General features: G+C 56.8%; 19 protein-coding genes and 3 pseudogenes. 6 read left to right on the forward strand and 16 right to left on the reverse strand.

Annotated elements, in window-relative coordinates; genetic code table 11:
* Window positions 1–29 precede the first annotated feature (29 nt).
* Window positions 30–1,256 carry a cation:dicarboxylate symporter family transporter gene (locus AB4N80_RS22465; RefSeq protein WP_122568301.1) on the reverse strand — a complete coding sequence of 409 codons (1,227 nt, stop codon included), beginning with the start codon at window positions 1,254–1,256 and terminating at the stop codon, window positions 30–32.
* A gap of 121 nt (window positions 1,257–1,377) precedes the next feature.
* Here AB4N80_RS22465 and AB4N80_RS22470 point away from each other — a divergent pair, with 121 nt between their 5' ends.
* Window positions 1,378–2,292 (forward strand): LysR family transcriptional regulator, encoded by a 915-nt coding sequence (locus AB4N80_RS22470; RefSeq protein ID WP_122568300.1) that lies wholly within the window; start codon window positions 1,378–1,380, stop codon window positions 2,290–2,292.
* A gap of 64 nt (window positions 2,293–2,356) precedes the next feature.
* On the opposite strand, the pseudogene AB4N80_RS22475 reads toward AB4N80_RS22470, so the two are convergent.
* Both AB4N80_RS22475 and AB4N80_RS22480 read right to left on the reverse strand, forming a co-directional pair.
* A pseudogene (locus AB4N80_RS22475) lies at window positions 2,357–2,548 on the reverse strand (response regulator transcription factor); the annotation flags it as partial.
* A gap of 649 nt (window positions 2,549–3,197) precedes the next feature.
* A complete protein-coding gene (locus tag AB4N80_RS22480) occupies window positions 3,198–4,631 on the reverse strand; it encodes an HD domain-containing phosphohydrolase (RefSeq protein ID WP_305470568.1) in 1,434 nt (477 codons plus the stop codon).
* Between the two features lie 114 nt (window positions 4,632–4,745).
* On the opposite strand from AB4N80_RS22480, the gene AB4N80_RS22485 reads away from it, so the two are divergent.
* Together AB4N80_RS22485 and AB4N80_RS22490 are read left to right on the forward strand one after the other, a co-directional pair.
* Window positions 4,746–5,507 carry an alpha/beta hydrolase gene (locus tag AB4N80_RS22485; protein ID WP_122568297.1) on the forward strand — a complete coding sequence of 254 codons (762 nt, stop codon included), beginning with the start codon at window positions 4,746–4,748 and terminating at the stop codon, window positions 5,505–5,507.
* Window positions 5,508–5,672: 165 nt separating this feature from the next.
* The gene (locus AB4N80_RS22490) at window positions 5,673–7,232 is read left to right on the forward strand and encodes a GMC family oxidoreductase (protein ID WP_460078897.1); all 1,560 of its coding nucleotides are present in this window, start codon (window positions 5,673–5,675) and stop codon (window positions 7,230–7,232) included.
* A 43-nt stretch (window positions 7,233–7,275) separates the two neighbouring features.
* Here AB4N80_RS22490 and AB4N80_RS22495 read toward each other — a convergent pair whose 3' ends face one another.
* A complete protein-coding gene (locus AB4N80_RS22495; RefSeq protein WP_460078900.1) occupies window positions 7,276–8,199 on the reverse strand; it encodes a LysR substrate-binding domain-containing protein in 924 nt (307 codons plus the stop codon).
* A 117-nt stretch (window positions 8,200–8,316) separates the two neighbouring features.
* Here AB4N80_RS22495 and AB4N80_RS22500 point away from each other — a divergent pair, with 117 nt between their 5' ends.
* Window positions 8,317–9,090 (forward strand): SDR family oxidoreductase, encoded by a 774-nt coding sequence (locus AB4N80_RS22500; protein WP_460083141.1) that lies wholly within the window; start codon window positions 8,317–8,319, stop codon window positions 9,088–9,090.
* A gap of 134 nt (window positions 9,091–9,224) precedes the next feature.
* Here AB4N80_RS22500 and AB4N80_RS22505 read toward each other — a convergent pair whose 3' ends face one another.
* Entirely contained in the window at window positions 9,225–10,001 is a 777-nt protein-coding gene (locus AB4N80_RS22505) for an EAL domain-containing protein (RefSeq protein WP_122568294.1), read from the reverse strand.
* Window positions 10,002–10,199: 198 nt separating this feature from the next.
* On the opposite strand from AB4N80_RS22505, the gene AB4N80_RS22510 reads away from it, so the two are divergent.
* Window positions 10,200–10,940 (forward strand): NAD-dependent epimerase/dehydratase family protein, encoded by a 741-nt coding sequence (locus AB4N80_RS22510; RefSeq protein ID WP_122568293.1) that lies wholly within the window; start codon window positions 10,200–10,202, stop codon window positions 10,938–10,940.
* A 64-nt stretch (window positions 10,941–11,004) separates the two neighbouring features.
* Here AB4N80_RS22510 and AB4N80_RS22515 read toward each other — a convergent pair.
* Window positions 11,005–11,136 (reverse strand): annotated as a pseudogene (locus tag AB4N80_RS22515) (LysE family translocator); the annotation flags it as partial.
* 106 nt (window positions 11,137–11,242) lie between these two features.
* Window positions 11,243–12,148 carry a LysR family transcriptional regulator gene (locus AB4N80_RS22520; RefSeq protein WP_122568292.1) on the reverse strand — a complete coding sequence of 302 codons (906 nt, stop codon included), beginning with the start codon at window positions 12,146–12,148 and terminating at the stop codon, window positions 11,243–11,245.
* A gap of 111 nt (window positions 12,149–12,259) precedes the next feature.
* Here AB4N80_RS22520 and AB4N80_RS22525 point away from each other — a divergent pair, with 111 nt between their 5' ends.
* Complete coding sequence (locus AB4N80_RS22525; RefSeq protein WP_354336510.1) at window positions 12,260–13,111, forward strand: NmrA family NAD(P)-binding protein; 852 nt, start codon at window positions 12,260–12,262, stop codon at window positions 13,109–13,111.
* Between the two features lie 144 nt (window positions 13,112–13,255).
* Here AB4N80_RS22525 and AB4N80_RS22530 read toward each other — a convergent pair whose 3' ends face one another.
* The 9 genes and pseudogenes from AB4N80_RS22530 to AB4N80_RS22570 form a co-directional block, all read right to left on the reverse strand.
* Window positions 13,256–13,555 (reverse strand): hypothetical protein, encoded by a 300-nt coding sequence (locus tag AB4N80_RS22530; RefSeq protein ID WP_122568290.1) that lies wholly within the window; start codon window positions 13,553–13,555, stop codon window positions 13,256–13,258.
* Window positions 13,556–13,660: 105 nt separating this feature from the next.
* Complete coding sequence (gene arsJ / locus AB4N80_RS22535; protein WP_460078906.1) at window positions 13,661–14,881, reverse strand: organoarsenical effux MFS transporter ArsJ; 1,221 nt, start codon at window positions 14,879–14,881, stop codon at window positions 13,661–13,663.
* Between the two features lie 9 nt (window positions 14,882–14,890).
* Window positions 14,891–15,895 carry an ArsJ-associated glyceraldehyde-3-phosphate dehydrogenase gene (locus AB4N80_RS22540; RefSeq protein ID WP_122568288.1) on the reverse strand — a complete coding sequence of 335 codons (1,005 nt, stop codon included), beginning with the start codon at window positions 15,893–15,895 and terminating at the stop codon, window positions 14,891–14,893.
* A 45-nt stretch (window positions 15,896–15,940) separates the two neighbouring features.
* The gene (arsH, locus tag AB4N80_RS22545; protein ID WP_305470562.1) at window positions 15,941–16,657 is read right to left on the reverse strand and encodes an arsenical resistance protein ArsH; all 717 of its coding nucleotides are present in this window, start codon (window positions 16,655–16,657) and stop codon (window positions 15,941–15,943) included.
* A gap of 66 nt (window positions 16,658–16,723) precedes the next feature.
* A complete protein-coding gene (locus AB4N80_RS22550) occupies window positions 16,724–17,194 on the reverse strand; it encodes an arsenate reductase ArsC (RefSeq protein WP_122568286.1) in 471 nt (156 codons plus the stop codon).
* Window positions 17,195–17,221: 27 nt separating this feature from the next.
* Window positions 17,222–17,593: a metalloregulator ArsR/SmtB family transcription factor gene (locus tag AB4N80_RS22555; RefSeq protein WP_122568285.1), complete on the reverse strand. Its 372-nt coding sequence runs from the start codon at window positions 17,591–17,593 to the stop codon at window positions 17,222–17,224.
* Window positions 17,594–17,607: 14 nt separating this feature from the next.
* Window positions 17,608–17,676 (reverse strand): annotated as a pseudogene (locus AB4N80_RS22560) (arsenate reductase ArsC); the annotation flags it as partial.
* A 343-nt stretch (window positions 17,677–18,019) separates the two neighbouring features.
* Complete coding sequence (locus tag AB4N80_RS22565; RefSeq protein ID WP_122568284.1) at window positions 18,020–19,090, reverse strand: flavin-containing monooxygenase; 1,071 nt, start codon at window positions 19,088–19,090, stop codon at window positions 18,020–18,022.
* 37 nt (window positions 19,091–19,127) lie between these two features.
* A complete protein-coding gene (locus tag AB4N80_RS22570; RefSeq protein ID WP_122568283.1) occupies window positions 19,128–19,478 on the reverse strand; it encodes an ArsR/SmtB family transcription factor in 351 nt (116 codons plus the stop codon).
* Window positions 19,479–19,691: the final 213 nt, after the last annotated feature.

A 19,691-nucleotide genomic window follows, 5' to 3' on the forward strand; every position in this document is an offset into this window, starting at 1 on the left:
TCGAACTGATGTGGACTTGGAAAATGTAGTTACTTCAGACAGGCAAATTCGCGTTTCAAGGCCTCACGATCGATGGAGTTTTGCCACCCACATATCGCCAGGCATGCCACGCCATTACCCAGCACATTGGTCAGCGATCGGCACTTCATCAACCGCTCCACCCCCAGCAGCAGCCCCACCCCTTCCAGCGGAACCAGTTGCAGAATGCTCAAGGTCGCAATCAAGGTAAACAACGCAGAACCGGCGACACTGGTAGCTCCCAGCGAGGTAAACAAAAAAATCAACAACGCCGCCAGCATCTCCGGCACGGCGATATCCACCCCCGCCTGATGCGCAAGAAACATGAACGCGGTGGTGAGATAAAGGTTTGTGCCGGACAAGTTAAAGGTATATCCGGTGGTCAGTATCAGGCGCACTAACTGGCTATCACACCCTAGTGCCTCAAGTTTCCCAATAAGCCCTGGAAGGGCGGCAACCGACGAGCCGGTAAACGTTACCAATAGCAACTCTTCCTTCAAGTAGACAATCAGCCTTGACAATTTGACACCTACCATCCGGGTGATGATCGCGAATACCACGACGATAAAAATCCCGCACACCAAATAAATAACAACTATAAACTTCAACAGCGGCATGACCGAACCTAGACCATATTTTCCGACGACAAAAGCCATGGCGCCAAATGCCGCCAGCGGCGCGAACGTCAAGACGATCCGCAACAACCGGAACAGCACCTGTACGGCAGTTTCCAACCACCCCCGGCATCGATTGCCGAATGCGCCACAACGCTCAAGCAATAGCCCGCAAACCACAGCAAGAAACATCACCTGCAACACCCGATCCTGGGTGAAAACCCTGTAAATGCTGGTCCAAACGGTTGTAAAAGAGAGCTCGCGAAGAGAGTTTTCCAGCACGCTCTGTGCCGGCGCGGGGGCAAAAACGGCCGCGTGATCAAGGTTAAACAGCCCGCCCGTGGCCATTCCCAACGCGAGCGCAGCGATAGACATCATCTGGAAATACAGCACCACCCGGCCGACTACATGGGGGTGTTTGTGTTCGCGATTAAGGCCGGCAACACCGGTAGAAACCAATACAAACAGCAGGAACGGCATCAATAAGCCGACCGTTTTTATGAAGATGTCACTGAACAGTTTCATATCAATCGCCACGTCCGGATAAACCAGGCCCAGCGTCAAGCCGCAGGCAATGGCAATCAATATAGGCAGAGTTCCATTTTTGGCATGAGGGTTCGGCATCCGTACTCCAGGCGATTTTTATTTTTTGTTATTGTCGTGACAGCCCACTTTCGGCATATTGGTCACCCTGAAGATTCATTCAGATCGCAAATAATAAGGTCTTGTCACGGGACATACCACCATGGAACTTCGTCATTTACGTTATTTCATCATGGTGGCAGAAGAACGGCATTTCACTCGCGCCGCCGCGCGCCTGAATATGCAGCAGCCGCCCCTCAGCCAACAGATACGAGCATTAGAGCAAGAGTTGGGTTTCGAGTTGTTCAAACGCCACCCCAAGGGCGTCGACCTGACCGCTGGCGGCTTGGTTTTCCTTGATGAAGCGCGGGTGATTCTCTCACGTGTCGTACAAGGTTCCCTCAAGGCCTCCCGCGCAGCACATGGTATTGAAGGCACCCTGATCATTGCGTTCACCAGCTCTGCCTCCGCGCACCCGCTGATCCCGCGCATCATTCGCGCCTACCGCGAGCAATACCCCGGTGTAGAACTCTCGATCAAAGAAGGCAGCGCCCGTGAAGTCACCGAAGACACTACCGAAAAACGCGTCGACCTCGGTATCCTTCGCGCGCCGGTCACCGCCCCCCAGAGCCTGAGCTTCCATCGCCTGCTCAACGAGGAAATGCTCCTAACCCTGCCTGTCGGGCACTCGTTGCTCAAAGGACCTGACCCCAAAATCAGCATGATTGACCTCAAAGACGAACGCTTCATCCTCGTGCGCCGCCCCGGCGCACCGGGCATGTACGCCAACCTGATCAAGGCCTGCCAGAACGCCGGCTTCGAGCCGAAGATCGCCTTTGAAGTGGAGCGGATGCTTACCAACGTCAGCCTGGTGGCTGCCGGTGAAGGCATCTCGGTGGTGCCCGCCTCCATGCGCGACGTACACCGAGAAAGCGTGGTGTATTGCCGCATACGTGACGCACGGCCTCGGTTGCTGGCGCCAATTACTCTGGTACGGCGCACATTTAACCCCTCGGCGCCGTTGCAGAATTTTATTAGCTTGGCACGGGAGTTGGCCGGGGTTTATCGAAAGACATGAAAGGGGCCTGTTCATTCCCTTGGTCGCCTCCGAAGGCAGGCAATCCACCCAGATGTGCTCTGAATCAGATCAACCCCAGGCTCAGCGCCTTGAGCGTGGCCGCTGCGCGAGTGGTGCACTGCAGTTTGCGGAACATGCTTTCGACGTGAGTGCGCACCGTACTCGGGCTGATACCAAGCTGGCGCGCCACTTCCTTGTTGCTGCCGCCCTCACTGATGCAGCGCAAGATTTGTGTTTCACGTTCGGAGAGTGGGCTGCTTGCTCTCGAGACCGCCATGGGGCGCGTGCCCTCCTCGCTCAAGCCGGGTTGCCGAGGTTGCTGGCTGCGCAATGCCTGCAAGGTCAGTGTTGCAACGCCCAGCCGATAGCGGATCTGCACGGCATCACCCTCGAAGCCGCGGACATAGTTGCGGCCATCGAGCCGCTCATAAGACTGAACCGCCCCCTGAGCTGCCAACGAGCACCCAGCTGCCTGGCCACAGGCTCGCGACGTCCAATGAGGCACCCCCGCGTTCTTTTCAAAACCGTCATCTGGAAATGCCCCAGGAATGAGCCAGATATGATCAGCCGCCATGGCACGGCTCTCGGCATCGCTTGACAAGCAACTAAAACCGTTCAGATCCATCATGCTCAGCTCCTGGTTATTTTATTCAAGCTTGTTCGTCAGGTCCGCCGCCTAATCTTAGGTAGATTTACTAAAAAACGTGTTGCATCTTTTTAGTAAAAATCGAAACAATATTTCGTACTAGTCCAGATAAACTATTTTTATTTCAAATTAACGACAAATTACGCAATAAAAATAACACCGCATCTACTCAGGCCTTTTTCCACCCGCACGCAAGTGCACCTGCCGAGACCACCGAGACTGTCAAGCGATTGAATCAAAAGACTTATTCGGCTTGGCCTCAAATCAACCCCAGCGTCAGGGCTTTGAGGGTCGCAGCCGCCCGGGTGGTACATTGAAGTTTTCGGAACACGTTCTCCACATGGGTGCGGACCGTGCTCGGACTGATGCCTAGCTGACGCGCCACTTCCTTGTTGCTTCCTCCTGTGCTGATACATCGTAGAATTTCGGTTTCACGCTCGGAAAGCAGACCACCGCTTGGCCTGCAGGCAGTTGTCATCGTGTCCCCGCGCGCCGCCGCGATGACCGCCTGACAGGCTCGTCGATCAAAGCGCCCCTGGTCCGCCTCGTCCAGTAACAAGCGGGCGGCATCGTCCTGACTGAAGGCTGGCCGCCACGGCCGCTCGCTCAGCAACGCTTGCCAAGCCAGGGCCGCGGCCAGCAAGCGATGTTCGCTTTGCAGCGCGTCACCATGGAGACTGCGGAAGTAACCACTGCCATCCAGTCGCTCGTAGGCATGGGCCGCTATCTGGCCCGACACTGCCAGCGCCGGTATCTGGCTACAGGCCCGCGACGTCCAGTAAGGCACCAACCGCACTTGCTCAAGATCGCCTTCCAATAACGCACCCGGGGCATTCCAGACTCGATTGGGCACTGCTGCGCGGCCAAGGCCATGGATCAGCGCCGCTTGGCCGAGATGGTCTACGGATGCCTCTGGCAACCCCGAAAGCCTGGCGGCCTCTTGGACCAATTCCGAAGAACGTCGCGAATACCCCGACAGCCATGGCAGCTTGAGATCGATCACATCGCTGACAAGGGTCAGTGGCACCGATGGTGCGGTGTGCCGCGACGCAGCAACATGTGGCGTGCGCAGTTGAGCGAGCCAATCTTCGGCGTGTTGCAGCATTTGGGCGGCGAGCGCTGCTGGATAGCGTCGATCACGCTTGCTGGCGATCCATTGCAATGCCACTTCCAGACCGTGACTGCGGGACAGGATTTCCAGATCACCGGCGAGCAACACTTGGTAAACCACCTCCGGCACCTGCGGATGACGCAGGCCGGACGGCCGTCCCTCGCCGTCGTATTGCTCAAACACATGACGCAGCCCGTGTTCGACTTCGGTGCTCAAGCCCAAGGTATGAGCGATATCACCGGACACCTCACAATGAATCTGCGCCAGCGGCGTGGACCTGCGCATCGCTCGCTGGCCCGCCGCGCTGAGGGTTTGCGTCAGCATCGCGTTGCGGCCCTCGACGTCATCGCCCAGCAGTCGGGTGAAGCCCTCGGCATTGGCGGTGCAGCCTGACCAGCGCAGCAAGGCCACCTGGCGTCCGATCTCGGTGTGCTCGCCAGCGCCATTGCACGCCTGCGCGAGCATCTGCACCAATCGGGCGGTGCGGCGCGACTGATCGAACGGCTGGCCCATGCTCAGGTCGCCCACCATGGACAACGCCAGGATGGCGTCTTCCAATTCGATACAGTCACCTGCTGACATGTCGTTTCCTCCGGGTATCCGATTGAACATTGTTGATGGCCTCGGATAAATGACCGATACCTCAGCCGCCGAGTATCGCTGAAACTGCGCTCACCCCATACAGGAGATCGCATCATGTTCAAACCCAAGGCCCTTGCCCTCACACTCGCCATGACCTGTTCATTGTTCGGCGGCGCGGTCCATGCCGCGGCGCAGCAACCCTCTGTTGTCATCGTCCATGGCGCTTTCGCCGACGGATCCGACTGGGGCAAGGTCGTCCCGCTGCTGCAGGCGGAAGGCATCAAGGTCACCGTGGTGCAAAATCCGTTGACCTCGCTGGCGGACGATGTCGCCGCCACGCAGCGTGTGCTGAACAACCAGGAGAACGACGTCGTATTGGTCGGCCACTCCTGGGGCGGTACCGTCATCAGCGAGGCTGGCACCGACAAGAAAGTACGCAGCCTGGTGTACGTCGCCGCGTTCGCTCCGGATGCCGGTCAAGCCAGTAAAGACTTGGGCAAGGACTACCCTGCCCCGTCCGGCGTGAAAGACATCGCCGCCGACAAAAACGGTTTCCTGTACATGACCACCGAGGGCATGGCCACCGGTTTTGCCCAGGATCTTTCCCCAGAGCAAACCGCGGTAATGGCGGCGACGCAAGGGCCGATCCGGGCCTCGGCCTTCGATGACAAAACCAGCGTCGCCGCCTGGAAAGGCAAGCCAACCTGGTACGTTGTGGCCAAGGAAGACCGGATGATCCAGCCTGATCTGCAGCGCGCTTTTGCCAAGAAGATCGGTGCCAAGGTCACCGAAATCGAAGCCAGCCACGTGCCACAACAATCTCGTCCGGCAGATGTCGCAAAAGTCATCATCCAGGCGGTCCAGAAGAGCCAGTGATTCCAGGCCCCTTCTGCGCCGGGATCGAGGGAAGCGCTGCTGCATCTGAATGGATTGCCACCGGTTTCAGGACAGGGTGGCCGGAAGCTCGGATGCAACGCACTTCCCTCGCAGCAGTCATCGCATCAGGCGAGCAATACCACACCGTCCAAGGAAACCCGCTCAATGCCCATGAATTCCGAGCAGCAAAAGCACCATTATGATTTTATCGTCTGTGGAGCAGGCACCGCCGGCTCCGTCGTGGCGGGACGGCTGGCCGAAAATCCCGAGGTTGAAGTATTACTCATCGAGGCCGGAGGCAGCGATGATCACCCCCACGTGCTGGAGCCGGGGAACTGGCCCCTGAACCTTGGCACCGAGCGCGATTGGAACTTCGTGGGTGCCGCAAACCCTCATCTCAACGACAGGAAAATCCCGCTGAATATGGGCCGCGGATTGGGCGGTGGGTCCAGCGTCAATGTCATGTTGTGGGCCCGCGGCCATAAAAACGATTGGGAAGATTTCGCAGCGCTCAGTGGTGATCCTGCGTGGAGCTACGCGTCGGTCCTGAAGATTTATCAACGCGTGGAAGACTATCGGGGCACCGGCGATCCGGTGCGTCGCGGCAGGGGCGGACCGGTTCATGTCGCGCCTGTGCGAGACGCCCAACCGATTGCCAACGCCATGATCAGTGCGGCTGCCGGCATGGGTATACCGGCTTTCGAGAACCCGAACGGCGCCATGATGGAAGGCCGCGGAGGTGCGGCCTTGAACGACCTCATCGTCAAGGACGGCCGGCGTAATTCCATTTACCGCGCCTACGTCGCTCCACGCTCTGGTCAGCCCAACCTCACGGTCCTGACTGATACGCTTGTCAGTCGCGTGCTCTTCAGGGACCAGCGCGCCATCGGCGTACAAACCCTAAAAGATGGGCAGATCGAGTGCTTTTACGCCGATCACGAAGTCATTCTTTCGTTGGGGGCGGTCAACACGCCCAAGGTCCTGATGCAATCAGGCGTGGGGCCGGAGGAGGAATTGCAGCGCCATGGTATTCCGGTCCTCCAGCATCTCCCCGGCGTCGGCGCCAATCATCAAGATCACGTGTCCTTTGCGGTTATTTTCGAATACGCGACGCCACAACCGGTGGGTTACGGCGGCTCGGAGGCGACGCTGTACTGGAGCAGCGAAAGTGCTTTGCATCTCCCGGACATGTTCCACTGCCAGGTCGAATTTCCAGTACCCAGCGCAGAGACCGCATCACTTGGCGTGCCTGCACATGGCTGGACAATGTTCGCCGGCCTTGCCCACCCGGAAAGTCGCGGCTGGGTCAAGCTCAGCGGCCCGAATGTGACGGATGCCCCCATCATTCAACCCAACACGCTGTCGCATCCCACCGACCGGCGCAACGCGCTGGAGAACATCCGTTTTGTCCAGGAACTGGGCGCGCAGGCCCCCTTCAAGGGCTTGGTGAAACGTGAAAGCCTGCCTGGAAAACTGGACACCCAGTCGCTCGAACACTACGCGCGCAACGCTGCCGTCACTTACTGGCACCAATGCGGTACGGCAAAAATGGGCCAGGACGCGATGTCCGTGGTTGATGGTCAATTGCGCGTCTACGGAATCCAGGGCCTGCGCGTTGCCGATGCGTCCATCATGCCCCATGTCACGAGCGGCAATACGATGGCCCCGTGCGTCGTGATCGGCGAGCGGGCCGTGGAGGCTATACGGGCCACTTACGACCTATGAGCTTCATGCATGCGCCCGTGACTCCGTTCGTGCGAACAAGCTGCTAAGGGCTGTTTCCTGCGGCCAAGGGTTGAATGTTGGCACGGGCCAAGTCGGTAAACGCCTTGAGCGCCGCCGAAGGGTTGCGCCGGTTCGGGTAATACAAACACAAGTTGTCTCGAGCGGGTGTCCAATCCTCCAGCACCCGCTCAAACTCTCCGTTCTCGATTTCGGCTTGAACGTCCTGTTCCATGAAAAAACCGAGGGCCACGGCGGCCCCAACTACCGCCTTGGCAAGGCCAGGCTCGTCCAGCGTGAATTGCCCGTTAACATCCAGCCTGATGACCTCCCCGTCGCGTTCCAGATGCCAAGGAAAAATGGCACCGTTGGGCAGGCGGATCCGCAAGCAGTGATGAGTGAGTAGATCGGCTGGCGTCCGAGGTTGGCCGTGCACCTCGAAGTACGCTGGCGAGCCCACGATGGCATAACGTTGCGGTCGGCCCAACGGGACGACAATCATGTCGCTGGGTACCAGATTGGCAGACCGCACACCGAGGTCGAAGCCGTCAGCGACGATATCCACCAGGCGCCCTTCGGTAACCAGATCGATGTGCACCTTAGGGTAACGCCGCGAAAACTCCAGAATCAGCGGCATCAGGGACGTACGCGCGGCACTGGCAAAGGCATTGATGCGCAAGACTCCCGAAGGTCCGACATTGTGCGAGCGCACCGCCTCGAGCGCCGCGCGAACATCCTGTAGCGCCGGCCCGACTTGCTCCATGTACAGCCTGCCGGCCTCGGTGAGCGACACGCTGCGTGTGGTGCGGTTGAACAGCCGCGTTTCAAGGTTCGACTCCACCTTGGCGATGGTATTGCTCAACGCAGTCGTCGAAACACTCAAGTCGATAGCGGCTTGTCGAAACGAGGCCCGGCGCGCCACGGCCGTCACCGCCTCCAACTCGTTAAGCCCTACACGAAGATCCGGCATTTGATTGTCCTGATTATCGGGATTAGTCATTACATTTATGCCAGTTGAGCAAACTATCCCGTGGACGGCAAGATCATTGGGTGTCATCAACTCACCGTCAGAGATGGAAATTACGCCATGAATCTTGATTTGAAAGGCAAGCGCATTCTGGTTACCGGCGGCACCAAGGGTGTCGGCAAAGCGGTGGTTGAGCTGCTGCTCGACGAAGGCGCAAAAGTGCTGACCTCGGCTCGCCAGGCAAACATCGAAATGCCGCCAGACTTATGCATTCCGGCTGACCTGTCGACTCGGGAAGGTTGTGAGACCTTGGTGGCCGCGACCAAGCGAATATTGGGCGACGTCGACATCATCATCCACGTACTGGGTGGCTCATCGGCACCGGGTGGCGGCTTTGCTGCACTGGACGAGGAGCACTGGCAACGCGAGCTCGATCTGAACCTGTTTCCAGCCGTGCGCATCGACCGTGCCTTGTTGCCGAACATGCTCGAACGCAACGAGGGCGTAATCATCCACGTGACGTCCATTCAGAACCGGCTGCCGCTGCCTGAAGCAACGACCGCTTACGCGGCTGCCAAGGCCGCGCTTTCGACCTATAGCAAAAGCCTGTCGAAGGAGGTCTCGCCAAAAGGCGTGCGTGTTGTCCGGGTATCGCCGGGCTGGGTTGAAACCGAGGCGTCGGTTGCCTTCGCCGAGCGCCTGGCGAAAGAAGCAGGCACCGACTACGAAGGCGGCAAGCAGATGATCATGAACGCGTTAGGCGGTATCCCACTCGGCCGCCCTTCGAAACCTGCAGAAGTGGCGAACCTCATTGCCTTCCTGGCTTCGCCTCGCGCGGCCTCCATCACGGGCAGCGAATTTGTCATTGATGGCGGCACCATTCCAACGGCTTGATGAGAGGTGTGGGGCGTTTCGGCTGTCCGCCCCAAAAGCCCCGATAACACCATCGTCGTTTACATTTTCATTTACTGGGGCGTCCATCTAATCAATCCACCCATCAGGAAACATGATTGAAAGGCTTGGACACATCAACCCAAGTCAAAACACCCAGCTGGGAGATGACCAACCTCGGGCCTTGCATACAAATACCCCTGCATCAGCTCGATCCCCATGCCTAGAAGCGTCGAGCTTTCTTCACGGGTCTCGACACCTTCGGCGATGACCAGGATACCCAAGCGCCTGGCGACCAGGATGATGCCTTCGACGATCGCTTGTTTGACCGTGTCTCGATCGATGCCTCGGGTCAGTGCCATGTCAATCTTCAGTACCTGGGGTTGGAACATGGCCAGCAGGTTAAGACCCGAATAGCCCGCGCCAAAGTCGTCGACGGCGGTAACGAAACCCTGGCGCTCGTACTCCACGAAAATCGATTTGAGGTGTTCAGGGTCGACCACCTTCTCGCCTTCGGTCACTTCGAACATGAGCCTTTCTGGCGGGAAATGGGTCAAGCGCGCCGCTTCCAGGGTGGCCCGGATGCACGTCTCTGGCCGGTATACGGCGTTGGGCAGGAAATTAATGCTCAGCAAGCAATCGGGAATATCCAGCAGGCCCAGCCTTGCGGCTTCCTCGATGGCTTTCACCCGGCAGGCCTGGTCGAATCGGTAGCGGTTGCTGTCGTTCACGAGCCCCAGGATGTAGCCCGCCGACTCGCCATTGATACCTCTGACCAACGCCTCATAAGCAAACGCAGCGTGTGTCCGGACGTTGAAAATAGGCTGGAAGGCCATGGTGAATTCAAACCCCAGCGCATCATGGTTGCGGCATTCGGCGCAGCCGAGCGATTGGAACGGAGGGCGTTTCGTCATGAGCAATATTCCGTGGCGGTCGTGATACATTCCTGCGGTTACAAGGAACTGTAGCCGACACCACCTGAGTCGGCACAGGCCGAAGTTTTTGAAGCGTTATCGGCCGGTCCCCCACCGTTCACCTTGATCGGTGCGACATGTATCGGGCACTGCTGATCTCAAATGCTCAATGCAGCTTAACGGTAAGGACACATACACATGAGCGCACGAAAAATTTTAGTCACAGGTGCGGCGGGTCGGATTGGCACCGCTTTTTGGACAGCGCAAGCCGATAGATTGGATTTGCGTCTTGCTGATATAGATGTGCAGACATTTCCGAAATCAGCACAAAGTTTCTCTCTCGATGTCAGGGATCAGTCAAGCTGCCTTGAGGCCTGCGAAGGCATCGATACCGTGATTCATCTAGCTGCTGACCCGAGTCCAGACGCTAACTTCATGACTTCTCTCCTGCCTGTAAATATCGTTGGCACCTACAACATGTTGTTCGCCGCGAAGGCACAAGGTTGCAGGCGGTTCATATTTGCGAGCAGTGCCCAAGCCATTGAGGGTTACCCGAAGGACGTCCAAGTACATGAACATATGTTGCCCAGGCCAGGAAATCTTTATGGGGTTAGCAAAGCATTTGGGGAGGCTCTCGCATCGATGTATGCGAACGATGGTCAAATGACAACCCTTGCAGTGCGCATTGCAAACGTAGCCCAGTTTCAGCAGGGAGAGACCCACAGCCACAGGGATGTAGCTGCGTTTATCAGCATGAGGGATGTCGTAGCGCTACTTAGAAGTTGCGTGGATGCAGAGCTGAGCGGGTTCCATGTGATTCATGGCGTATCAGACAATAGATACAAGCGCCTTTCCATCGATAAGACCCGAGAAGTTGTTGGTTACGCACCCACTGACGACGGGTTTGAGATTTTAGAGGGACATGCTCTCCCTGATTGATTGGCACTCGTTTGCTGCGGCCCATTTGTAGTCAGAACTCATTCTGATGAGCAAAGGCGTGCTTTCAGGTATGGACAGGCAGAGCCAACCCGAAAAGTACAAAAAAACCACCGCAGACTTTATTGAATCGCCGCCCGGTTCGAGCTAACCAAGGCCTGACCTGGTGCGCAGCGCTGGCCACCAGTGAAAGCACGACAGCAAAGCCGAGCATAATTTACGTCGTAGTAATTCAACCGGCGCTGGGGGAGATGACCGGGTGAAAAGCCGGATCGAAGACTATGTTGAGTATTTTGAAGGCTTTCTCATCGACTAAGAGCTGCTACAAACTCAAGAAATGCCCGCACCTTGGCTGGCGGCAAATGCCGTGAGGGGTACAACGCGTAGAGAGGAAAATATTCATCGGGCCAATCCGCAAAGAGCTCAATGAGCCGTCCCTCACGCAACGCGGCCTCTACACCTAACTCCAATACCTGGGCCACAGCCTGCCCTTCCTCGCAGATTCGGTGCATCGTGCCTACGTCATTGACCATTAGCCTTCCGTGCGTTTTGACGCTCACACGCTCGTGGCCTCGATGGAATTCCCAAATGAACGGTTTGCCCGTCTGAGGATCTCGAAAATCGACACACACATGCTCCGAGCTCTCAAGCTCTGAGGGATGCAGTGGACGACCGTGTTTTTTCAGATAAGCCGGAGAAGCAACAGTGAGCACGCGTGTTTGCAGCAACTGTCTGCCAATTAGCGAGGAAGAAGGTTGCTCGCCAAAGCGCACAGCAAGATCAACTCCGTCGGCCACCAGGTCCCCCATCTGTTCTCGAGTCACGAGATCCAGCTCAATAGCGGGGTAGGCCGCCATGAAACTTCCGAGGGCCGGGGCCAAGATCAGTCTGGAAAAATACGGGTCAACATTAACGCGAAGCCGTCCCCGCACTGCGGTTGCACTGCCAGATGCCATCGTTGCTGCTTCCTCCAATGCGGCGAGTAGTGGCGCTATTTCTTCATACAGTCGACGCCCTTCATCTGTGAGCTTTACCGATCGAGTGGTTCGGTCAAATAAACGGATCCCCAACCTCGTTTCGAGACGAGCGACAGCCCTACTGACCCCGGACTGGGTCATGTCCAGCGCATTGGCAGCTTTAACGAAACTCCCGCTATCAACTACGGCAGAGAGCACACCCATACCGTTGACCAAACGCCCGTCGAAACTCATTAATGATTCCCCGTCATTGAATCAATGACACTCATGATATCGAAGAAAACTCGCAAGCAACGCAATAATTCGCCCATAGCGACAACGGGTCGCTCTTAAAGAAGAACTCATATGTATACGGTAATGGGTGTTACAGGTCAGGTAGGTGCAGAAGTGGCTCGCAATCTGCTGGCTGCCAATAAGCGCGTCAGAGTCGTGGTACGTGACGCTGAAAAAGGCAAAGCATGGGCTGCCAAAGGGTGCGAGGTTGCGGTTGCAGACGCTAATGATGTGAGTCCGCTGGCTGCCGCGTTCAGTGACAGCACCGGCGTATTCATTCTGCTGCCTCCCAACTTCGATCCTTCCGAAGGTTTTCCAGAAGCACGCTACATCATCGAGAACCTGCGCGCCGCGCTGGAAACAGCGAAACCTGAGAAAGTGGTGTGCATCTCCACGATTGGCGCTCAAGCACATCAGCCTAACTTGCTGAACCAGCTTCAAATCCTAGAACAGCGTTTTGACACGCTGGACCTGCCGATCACGTTTTTGCGTCCAGCCTGGTTCATGGAAAACAGTCTTTGGGACATTGAGCCCGCCAAGAGCAATGGCGTGATCCCAAGCTTCCTTCAGCCATTGGATAAGCCAGTTCCTATGATCGCGACGGCTGACGTCGGCAAAGTAAGCGCTGAATTGCTGCAGGAAAGCTGGCACGGCAAGCGAATCGTGGAGCTGGAATCCGAGCAACAGGTTACGCCCAATGACATCGCGGCGACGTTGTCAAAGCTGCTGGACAAGTCGGTGAAAATGGAAGCGGTACCCAGCGATACCTGGGAAGCGCTGTTCCGCTCTCAAGGCATGAAAAACCCTCATCCGCGCATTCAGATGCTCCATGGTTTCAATGAAGGCTGGATTCGCTTTGAAGGCATCCCACGCAAGGGACGTGTTGAATTGAAAGAGGTTCTGGCGGCGCTTCTGTCCCGCTGATAGCTTTTGGGTGCGACGCGATGTTGCCTCGTACCCAATGCCATCCTGGAAAACATGAGCCAGGAGCTGGCCTTGCCGCTTGCGTAACGGGCGGCAATTTAATCCAGAGTCCAATATATGACTCCTATCAGAGCCGCAGAGCGACTATTGATGAGTGTCTGCCTCTTCAGCCGGATAAAACTCGCCCTCCTTTCCCATCTTTTTCAGCCGTTCGCGCGCGATCAGCTCAACGCTGGCCACTGCGGCCTGATCGTCAGGGTCGACCAACTGCAAGCACAGGCGTCGGACATTCTGATCGTGGGTGCCCTCGCTGAGCATTTCGTGGGTGAAGACTTGTTCGCCACGCCATAGGCATAGCTGGGTATGAGTCCCGCCGAGCCATATCTCGTTGATTGATCTAAGGTCAGTGGTAGCCAATTGATCCACGGTGATTGTCTTATCCATTGCGCTGTACCTTAACAATGACTAGATACAGGTAGACTTACAGGCACAGCGGGTCGTTCCCAGGCCGCCAACGTTTTTCCTTGCCGCTGCCCCATCAGAACGCCTTCAAATCGCCTGGGCATGCCTTGGTAATGCGATGGAAATCAGGGCGGCCAGCAATACGAACACGCTCGAGATCCACAAGCATGCCTCCAGACCGTACAGCTGATAAACCCAGCCGGAGAGCACGGTGCCGATCAGTCGTCCCATGGCGTTGGACATGTAGTAGAAACCCACGTCCAGGGATACGCCGTCTTCGTTGGCATAAGACACGATCAGGTAGCTGTGCAGGGACGAATTCACTGCGAACAACGCGCCAAAGACCATGAGGCCGCCTAGCAGTACCGTCTGCGGTGACCACCCGCTATCGAGCCCAAGCGCAATCAAGGCTGGTAGGGCCGCCAGGGCAAGTGCCCACACAAAAGCTGCACGACCATCCGGTACAGGCCCCCTTTTCTTGCCGGTGATGTTGGGTGCGAAGGACTGCACAATACCGTAGCCAATCACCCAGGCCGCCAGGAAGCCGCCCACCTTCCAGAAATCCCAGCCGAACACGCTGCTCAGGTACACCGGCAAGGCCACCACGAACCAGACATCCCGGGCGCCGAACAGGAACATTCGCGCCGCCGAAAGGGTGTTGACTGCCCGGCTTTTGGACAAGATATCGCGAAACTTGGGTTTGGCTTTTGCCTTGCCCAGGTCCTTCTTCAACAAAATCACGCTGCTGATCCAGATCAGCGCCAGGACGCCCGCCATGGCCAGCAAGGCGCCTTTGAAGCCGATCAGGGCCAGCAAGGCTCCACCCAGAAAGAAGCCGACGCCCTTGAGTGCGTTCTTCGAGCCGGTGAGGACAGCCACCCACTGATAGAGCGTGCCTTGCTGCCCATTGGGCACCAGCAGCTTGATCGAGCTTTTGGCGCTCATTTTGTTCAGGTCTTTGGCAATCCCAGAGAGCGCCTGGGCGCCCATTACCCAGGGGATGGTCAGCCAGGCAACCGGAACCGTGAGCATCAGCAGCGCTGCGACCTGGATGCCCAGCCCGATGTTCATGGTCCGGTTAAGACCCAGTCGAGCGCCGAGATAACCACCCACCAGGTTGGTGATCACCCCAAAGATTTCGTAGAACAGAAACAACGCGGCGATTTGCAGTGGGCTGTAGCCCAAGGCGTGAAAGTGCAGCACCACCAACATGCGCAGGGCGCCGTCGGTGAGGGTGAAGGCCCAGTAGTTGCCCGTCACGAGCAGGTACTGCCGAACTTCCGGTGCGAGGGCTGACAAGGCTTTCATGACCGCTCCTCAGACTGCCAGACCGACCAGCCTGGCCAATTCGACGGCGCGGTTGGCATAACCCCATTCGTTGTCGTACCAGGCATAGAGTTTGACCTGGGTGCCATTGATGACCATGGTCGACAGCGCATCGATGATCGATGAGCGCGGGTCGGTACGGTAATCGATGGACACCAACGGACGCTCCTCAAAACCGAGGATATCTTTCAGCTCGTTCTCGGAAGCGTCCTTGAGGAACTGATTCACTTCTTCGACAGTGGTGGCCCGCTCGACTTCGAAGACACAGTCGGTCAGCGAAGCGTTGGCCAGCGGCACGCGCACGGCGTGACCATTCAGGCGTCCACGCAGCTCCGGGAAGATTTCGGCGATGGCGGTGGCCGAGCCCGTGCTGGTCGGAATCAGGCTCATGCCCGAAGCACGTGCACGACGTAGATCCTTGTGCGGCTGATCAAGGATGCTCTGGGTGTTGGTCAGGTCATGGATGGTGGTGATCGAGCCGTGACGAATGCCCAGCTTTTCGTGGATGACTTTCACAACGGGGGCCAAACAGTTGGTGGTGCACGAAGCCGCGGTAACGATACGGTGCTGCGCAGGATCGAACAGGTGCTGGTTGACGCCCATGACAACGTTCAACGCGCCCGGCTCTTTCACCGGAGCGCAGACCACTACACGCCTGACGCCCTGATCCAGGTAGGCCTGCAACACCGCCACGGTTTTCATCTTGCCGCTGGCCTCGATCACCAGATCGCAGCCCGACCAATCTGTCTCGGCGATCGCCTTGTTGGCCGTTACTTTGATCCGTTTACCGTCGATGACGACGTTGTCGCCGTCGGCGCTGGCTTCGTTGTTCCAACGGCCATGCACCGAGTCGAAGTTGATCAAGTGCGCATGGGTCAACGCGTCGCCCGCCGGGTCGTTGATCTGCACGAATTCGAACTCAGGCCAATTCCAGGCTGCCCGCAGAGCAAGGCGACCGATCCGACCAAAACCATTGATGCCAATTTTAATAGTCATGTTGTTGTGCTCTGTCTCTGTTGTCAGTGGGCGTTCGATTGGGTGTCAAATCGACCGCTGGTTAACACGCTTCATCAGTTCTTCTGCCGACTCCTTGCGCTCGGAATAACGATCCACCAGATAGTCCTGACGGTCGCGAAGCAATAGCGTGAATTTCACCAGCTCTTCCATCACATCCACGACACGGTCGTAGAACGCCGAAGGTTTCATCCGCCCGTTATCGTCGAATTCCATATAGGCCTTCGGCACGGACGATTGGTTGGGGATGGTGAACATACGCATCCAACGTCCCAGCACTCGCAACTGATTGACCACGTTGAACGACTGCGAGCCGCCGCACACTTGCATCACCGCAAGGGTCTTGCCCTGAGTGGGTCGAACCGCGCCCATGGCCAGTGGCACCCAGTCGATCTGCGCCTTGAACACAGCGCTGATGTTTCCGTGACGCTCTGGAGAGCACCAGACCTGTCCCTCGGACCACAGCACCCAGTCACGCAGCTCCTTCACGCGAGGATGGTCGTCGGGTGCGTCATCTGGCAGTGGCAAACCTGACGGATTGAAAATCCGCGTCTCGGCGCCGAAGTGCTCCAGCAGTCGAGCGGCCTCCTCCACCAACAGACGACTGAAGGAGCGCTCACGAGTGGACCCGTACAGCAGCAAAATGCGTGGCTTGTGGATGGAGATTTTTTCGATGCCGAGCTTGTCTGTCGACGGTAGATCGATCAGTTCAGTATTGAGTTGGGGGATGTGGTTATCGTACATAGTCATTGTCCTGCGCAATGGCGCTCTTGGAGTCTTCGAACCAGCGGCGTTTCATTGCTCCTGTGGTTACAGCGTGCCAATGAGAGCCAGCTCTGCCTTGAGCTGCTCGGAACTCAGTTGAGAAAGCGGTAGAGCCAGGAAGGCTTGGATGCGGGTTCTGATTTGTTCCAGGGTGACTTCAAACGCCGCCTCTATCTCTTCTTGAGTTCCGTGGTCTTGCGAAGGATCAGCCAACCCCCAATGGGCCTTGGTGGCCGGCCCGAAAAATACAGGACATGCCTCCCCGGCGGCCTTGTCGCACACCGTGATGACGAAATCAGGTGCCAAGCTCATATGGGCATCACTGGGCTTGCTGAACAGCCCGAGCGTCGAGATACCGGCCTTTTCCAAGGTTTTGAGACTCAGCGGATGCACTTCGCCTTTGGGTTGACTGCCTGCGCTATAGGCTTTCATGCCGTCAGCTGCCAAGTGATTGAAGACCGCTTCACAAAGGATGCTGCGGCAGCTGTTGGCAGTGCAGAGAAAAAGGATTTTCATCGAGCGGTCTCGTAGTCGAGGACGGAATCAAGCGACCTTGTTTTCACAGCACACGGCTGCACGTTCAGGACGGTCACCCATTGCATCAAGGCGTTTGGCATCAGGGCTTAACCAATGCTTGTTGCTTTCGAACGTAGTGGTCAGCACTTGATGAACCCAATCGGGGAGATTGGGGTGCAGCCGGTAATAAACCCATTGGCCTTGCCGACGGTCCGAAAGCAGACCGCATGTGCGCAACTGCGCCAGGTGCCTGGAGATTTTTGGCTGACTCTCGTTCAACGCGCAGGTCAGTTCGCAAACACAAAGCTCCCCTTCTCGAGTGATGAGCAGCATGGTGCGAACACGGGTTTCATCAGCCAGGCATTTAAAAACAGTGGTGGGTGTCAGATGGTCAGCCATATTGATTCTCAGCGTTAGGTTTTCACCAAGACGAACATCTTGATGCGCTCATGAATTTCATGAAGCGTGTGGCGAAATGCGTCGGCTTGGACTGCGTGCGGTCAGCGTTGACGGTACAAACGAACAGAACTCGGGCTCTGCTGGTCATCGTGAAGATCTCAGCTCACATACGGTTTTCCGAATATATGTTTTTATGCATACATGGTAAAGCCCTGCGACAAAGAAAACGCTGTAAAAATCGACTCCTGCCAATAACGCCACTCTTAAGCCCAGTACTTACGGGGCTAACAGAATATTTATCAGCAGAAAGCCCCATGCGCATCTGGATAGTCGAATATATGAATTTTGTAATAAGTATGTCATACACTTGAGGGTAGCCTCGGCTCCGATCCAACCAACCTGGAGCTTGAAAATCGATAACCGGCATCAAGCGAACACCGGGTCCGATGCATTATCGATAAAACGCATCAAGCCAGGAATGATGTGAGAAGCATCGGGCCCGACACCTCTAAGGGTGGCCGAGGCGAAGTTACGCTGCTTCGGTAATCCCACAAAATACAAACCCGGCACGTGCTCCGCCTGCCCGTTACGTTGCCTCAAGCGTTCATTGCCCGCCACGTGCAGACCCGCCAAAAAACCAAGGGTCGGACGAAATCCGGTCGCGAAAACCAGACTGTCCACTTCAGTGTGCTGCCCATCAGCCCAGATCACCCCCGTTGGCGTTACCTCCGTGAACATCGGCTTACGCTCAAAAAGCCCCTGCTTCATGGCTCGACGATAGGTGCCGTCATCCAGCACAGGGGTACTTTGATCATTCAGCCAACGAGTCTTCTCAAGTCCTGTCCACTTGAGCCAAGCATGAAAATCCATACCGAGGACCTTTTGCGGAAAAAACCGAATCGATTCCCGTGTCGCCAATACAACGCGACTGACTTGAGCCAACTCATGGGCAATTTGTACGGCAGAGTTGGCCGCACCGATGACCACGACGCGTTGATCACTGAAGCCCTCGGCATTTCGGTAATCCGCACTGTGTAAACGTTGCCCGCGAAAACTCTCCAGCCCTGGAATGTCAGGGGTGAACGGCTGATTGAATCCGCCCGTGCAAACGATCAATGCTTTTGAGCGCAAACACTGGCCATCAGATGCCTGAAGCAAAAACAGCCCATCCTCTCTACGCACGTTCTGGACGCGCGTGTTCTGGCGAATGGGTAGCTGGAAAGCGTTCGCGTACCGCTCCAGATAACGTACGACTTCATCGCGTAACGGGTAATGCTTGGCTTGCGCCGGAAAAGGCATTCCAGGTAACGATGAGTAAGCAGCAGGGGAAAAAAGTCTCAAGCTGTCGTAATAATTGCGCCAGTTTCCACCTGGCTGGCTCTCGGCATCCAGAATAAGAAACCTGAGATTCTGCTGCCGCAGATGCCAACCGCACGCGAGCCCAGCCTGGCCCGCACCAATAACGATGACATCCATGGACTCGTTAATTATGTTCATATATGCACATCCATACATATATACAGATAAATAAAAACTACTTTGGTGCACCAGGGCAGCAAAACGGAGTCAGACTTTTCATGTGCTGGAGAATGGCTTCGAGCCGTGTCACCACTGCCGGTCCATCCACCTCGTAGAACATTTGCCGACTGACCTTGGTGGCACGGACGATGCCTGCCTCTAATAGCACTTGTAGATGTCGGGACACCACTGAACGTTCTTGAGGCAGCCCTTCTGCAATCTCGGCGATATCCGCTCGCCCCAGTTGCATGACTCGCTTGAGCACAGCTACCCGCGACGGCTCGCACAGAGCTTTGAAAAAGGATCCATCGAGCGAGTCGATAGCAGCATCAATTGCACGGGTACGTGCGGAGGTTGGGTTTGTCATGCGGTGGACTATATGTGCAGACTCATGCACACGTCAACTTGTTGGTCTCCCGTCGGTACGCCCTCCACCAGGCCGGCCAAGCCCCCCCCCCTGGCCAGGCCCAAGGCGCTCGATTGCTGCCGAGCTGCAGGCGATGCTGTACTCGGTCCAAGCGTGAGCACAACACAAATCAAGCGGGCTTGATCGCGATTGCGAGCAAGCCCGTGCACACAT

The sequence above is a fragment of the Pseudomonas sp. H3_A02 genome (genome assembly GCF_054671965.1).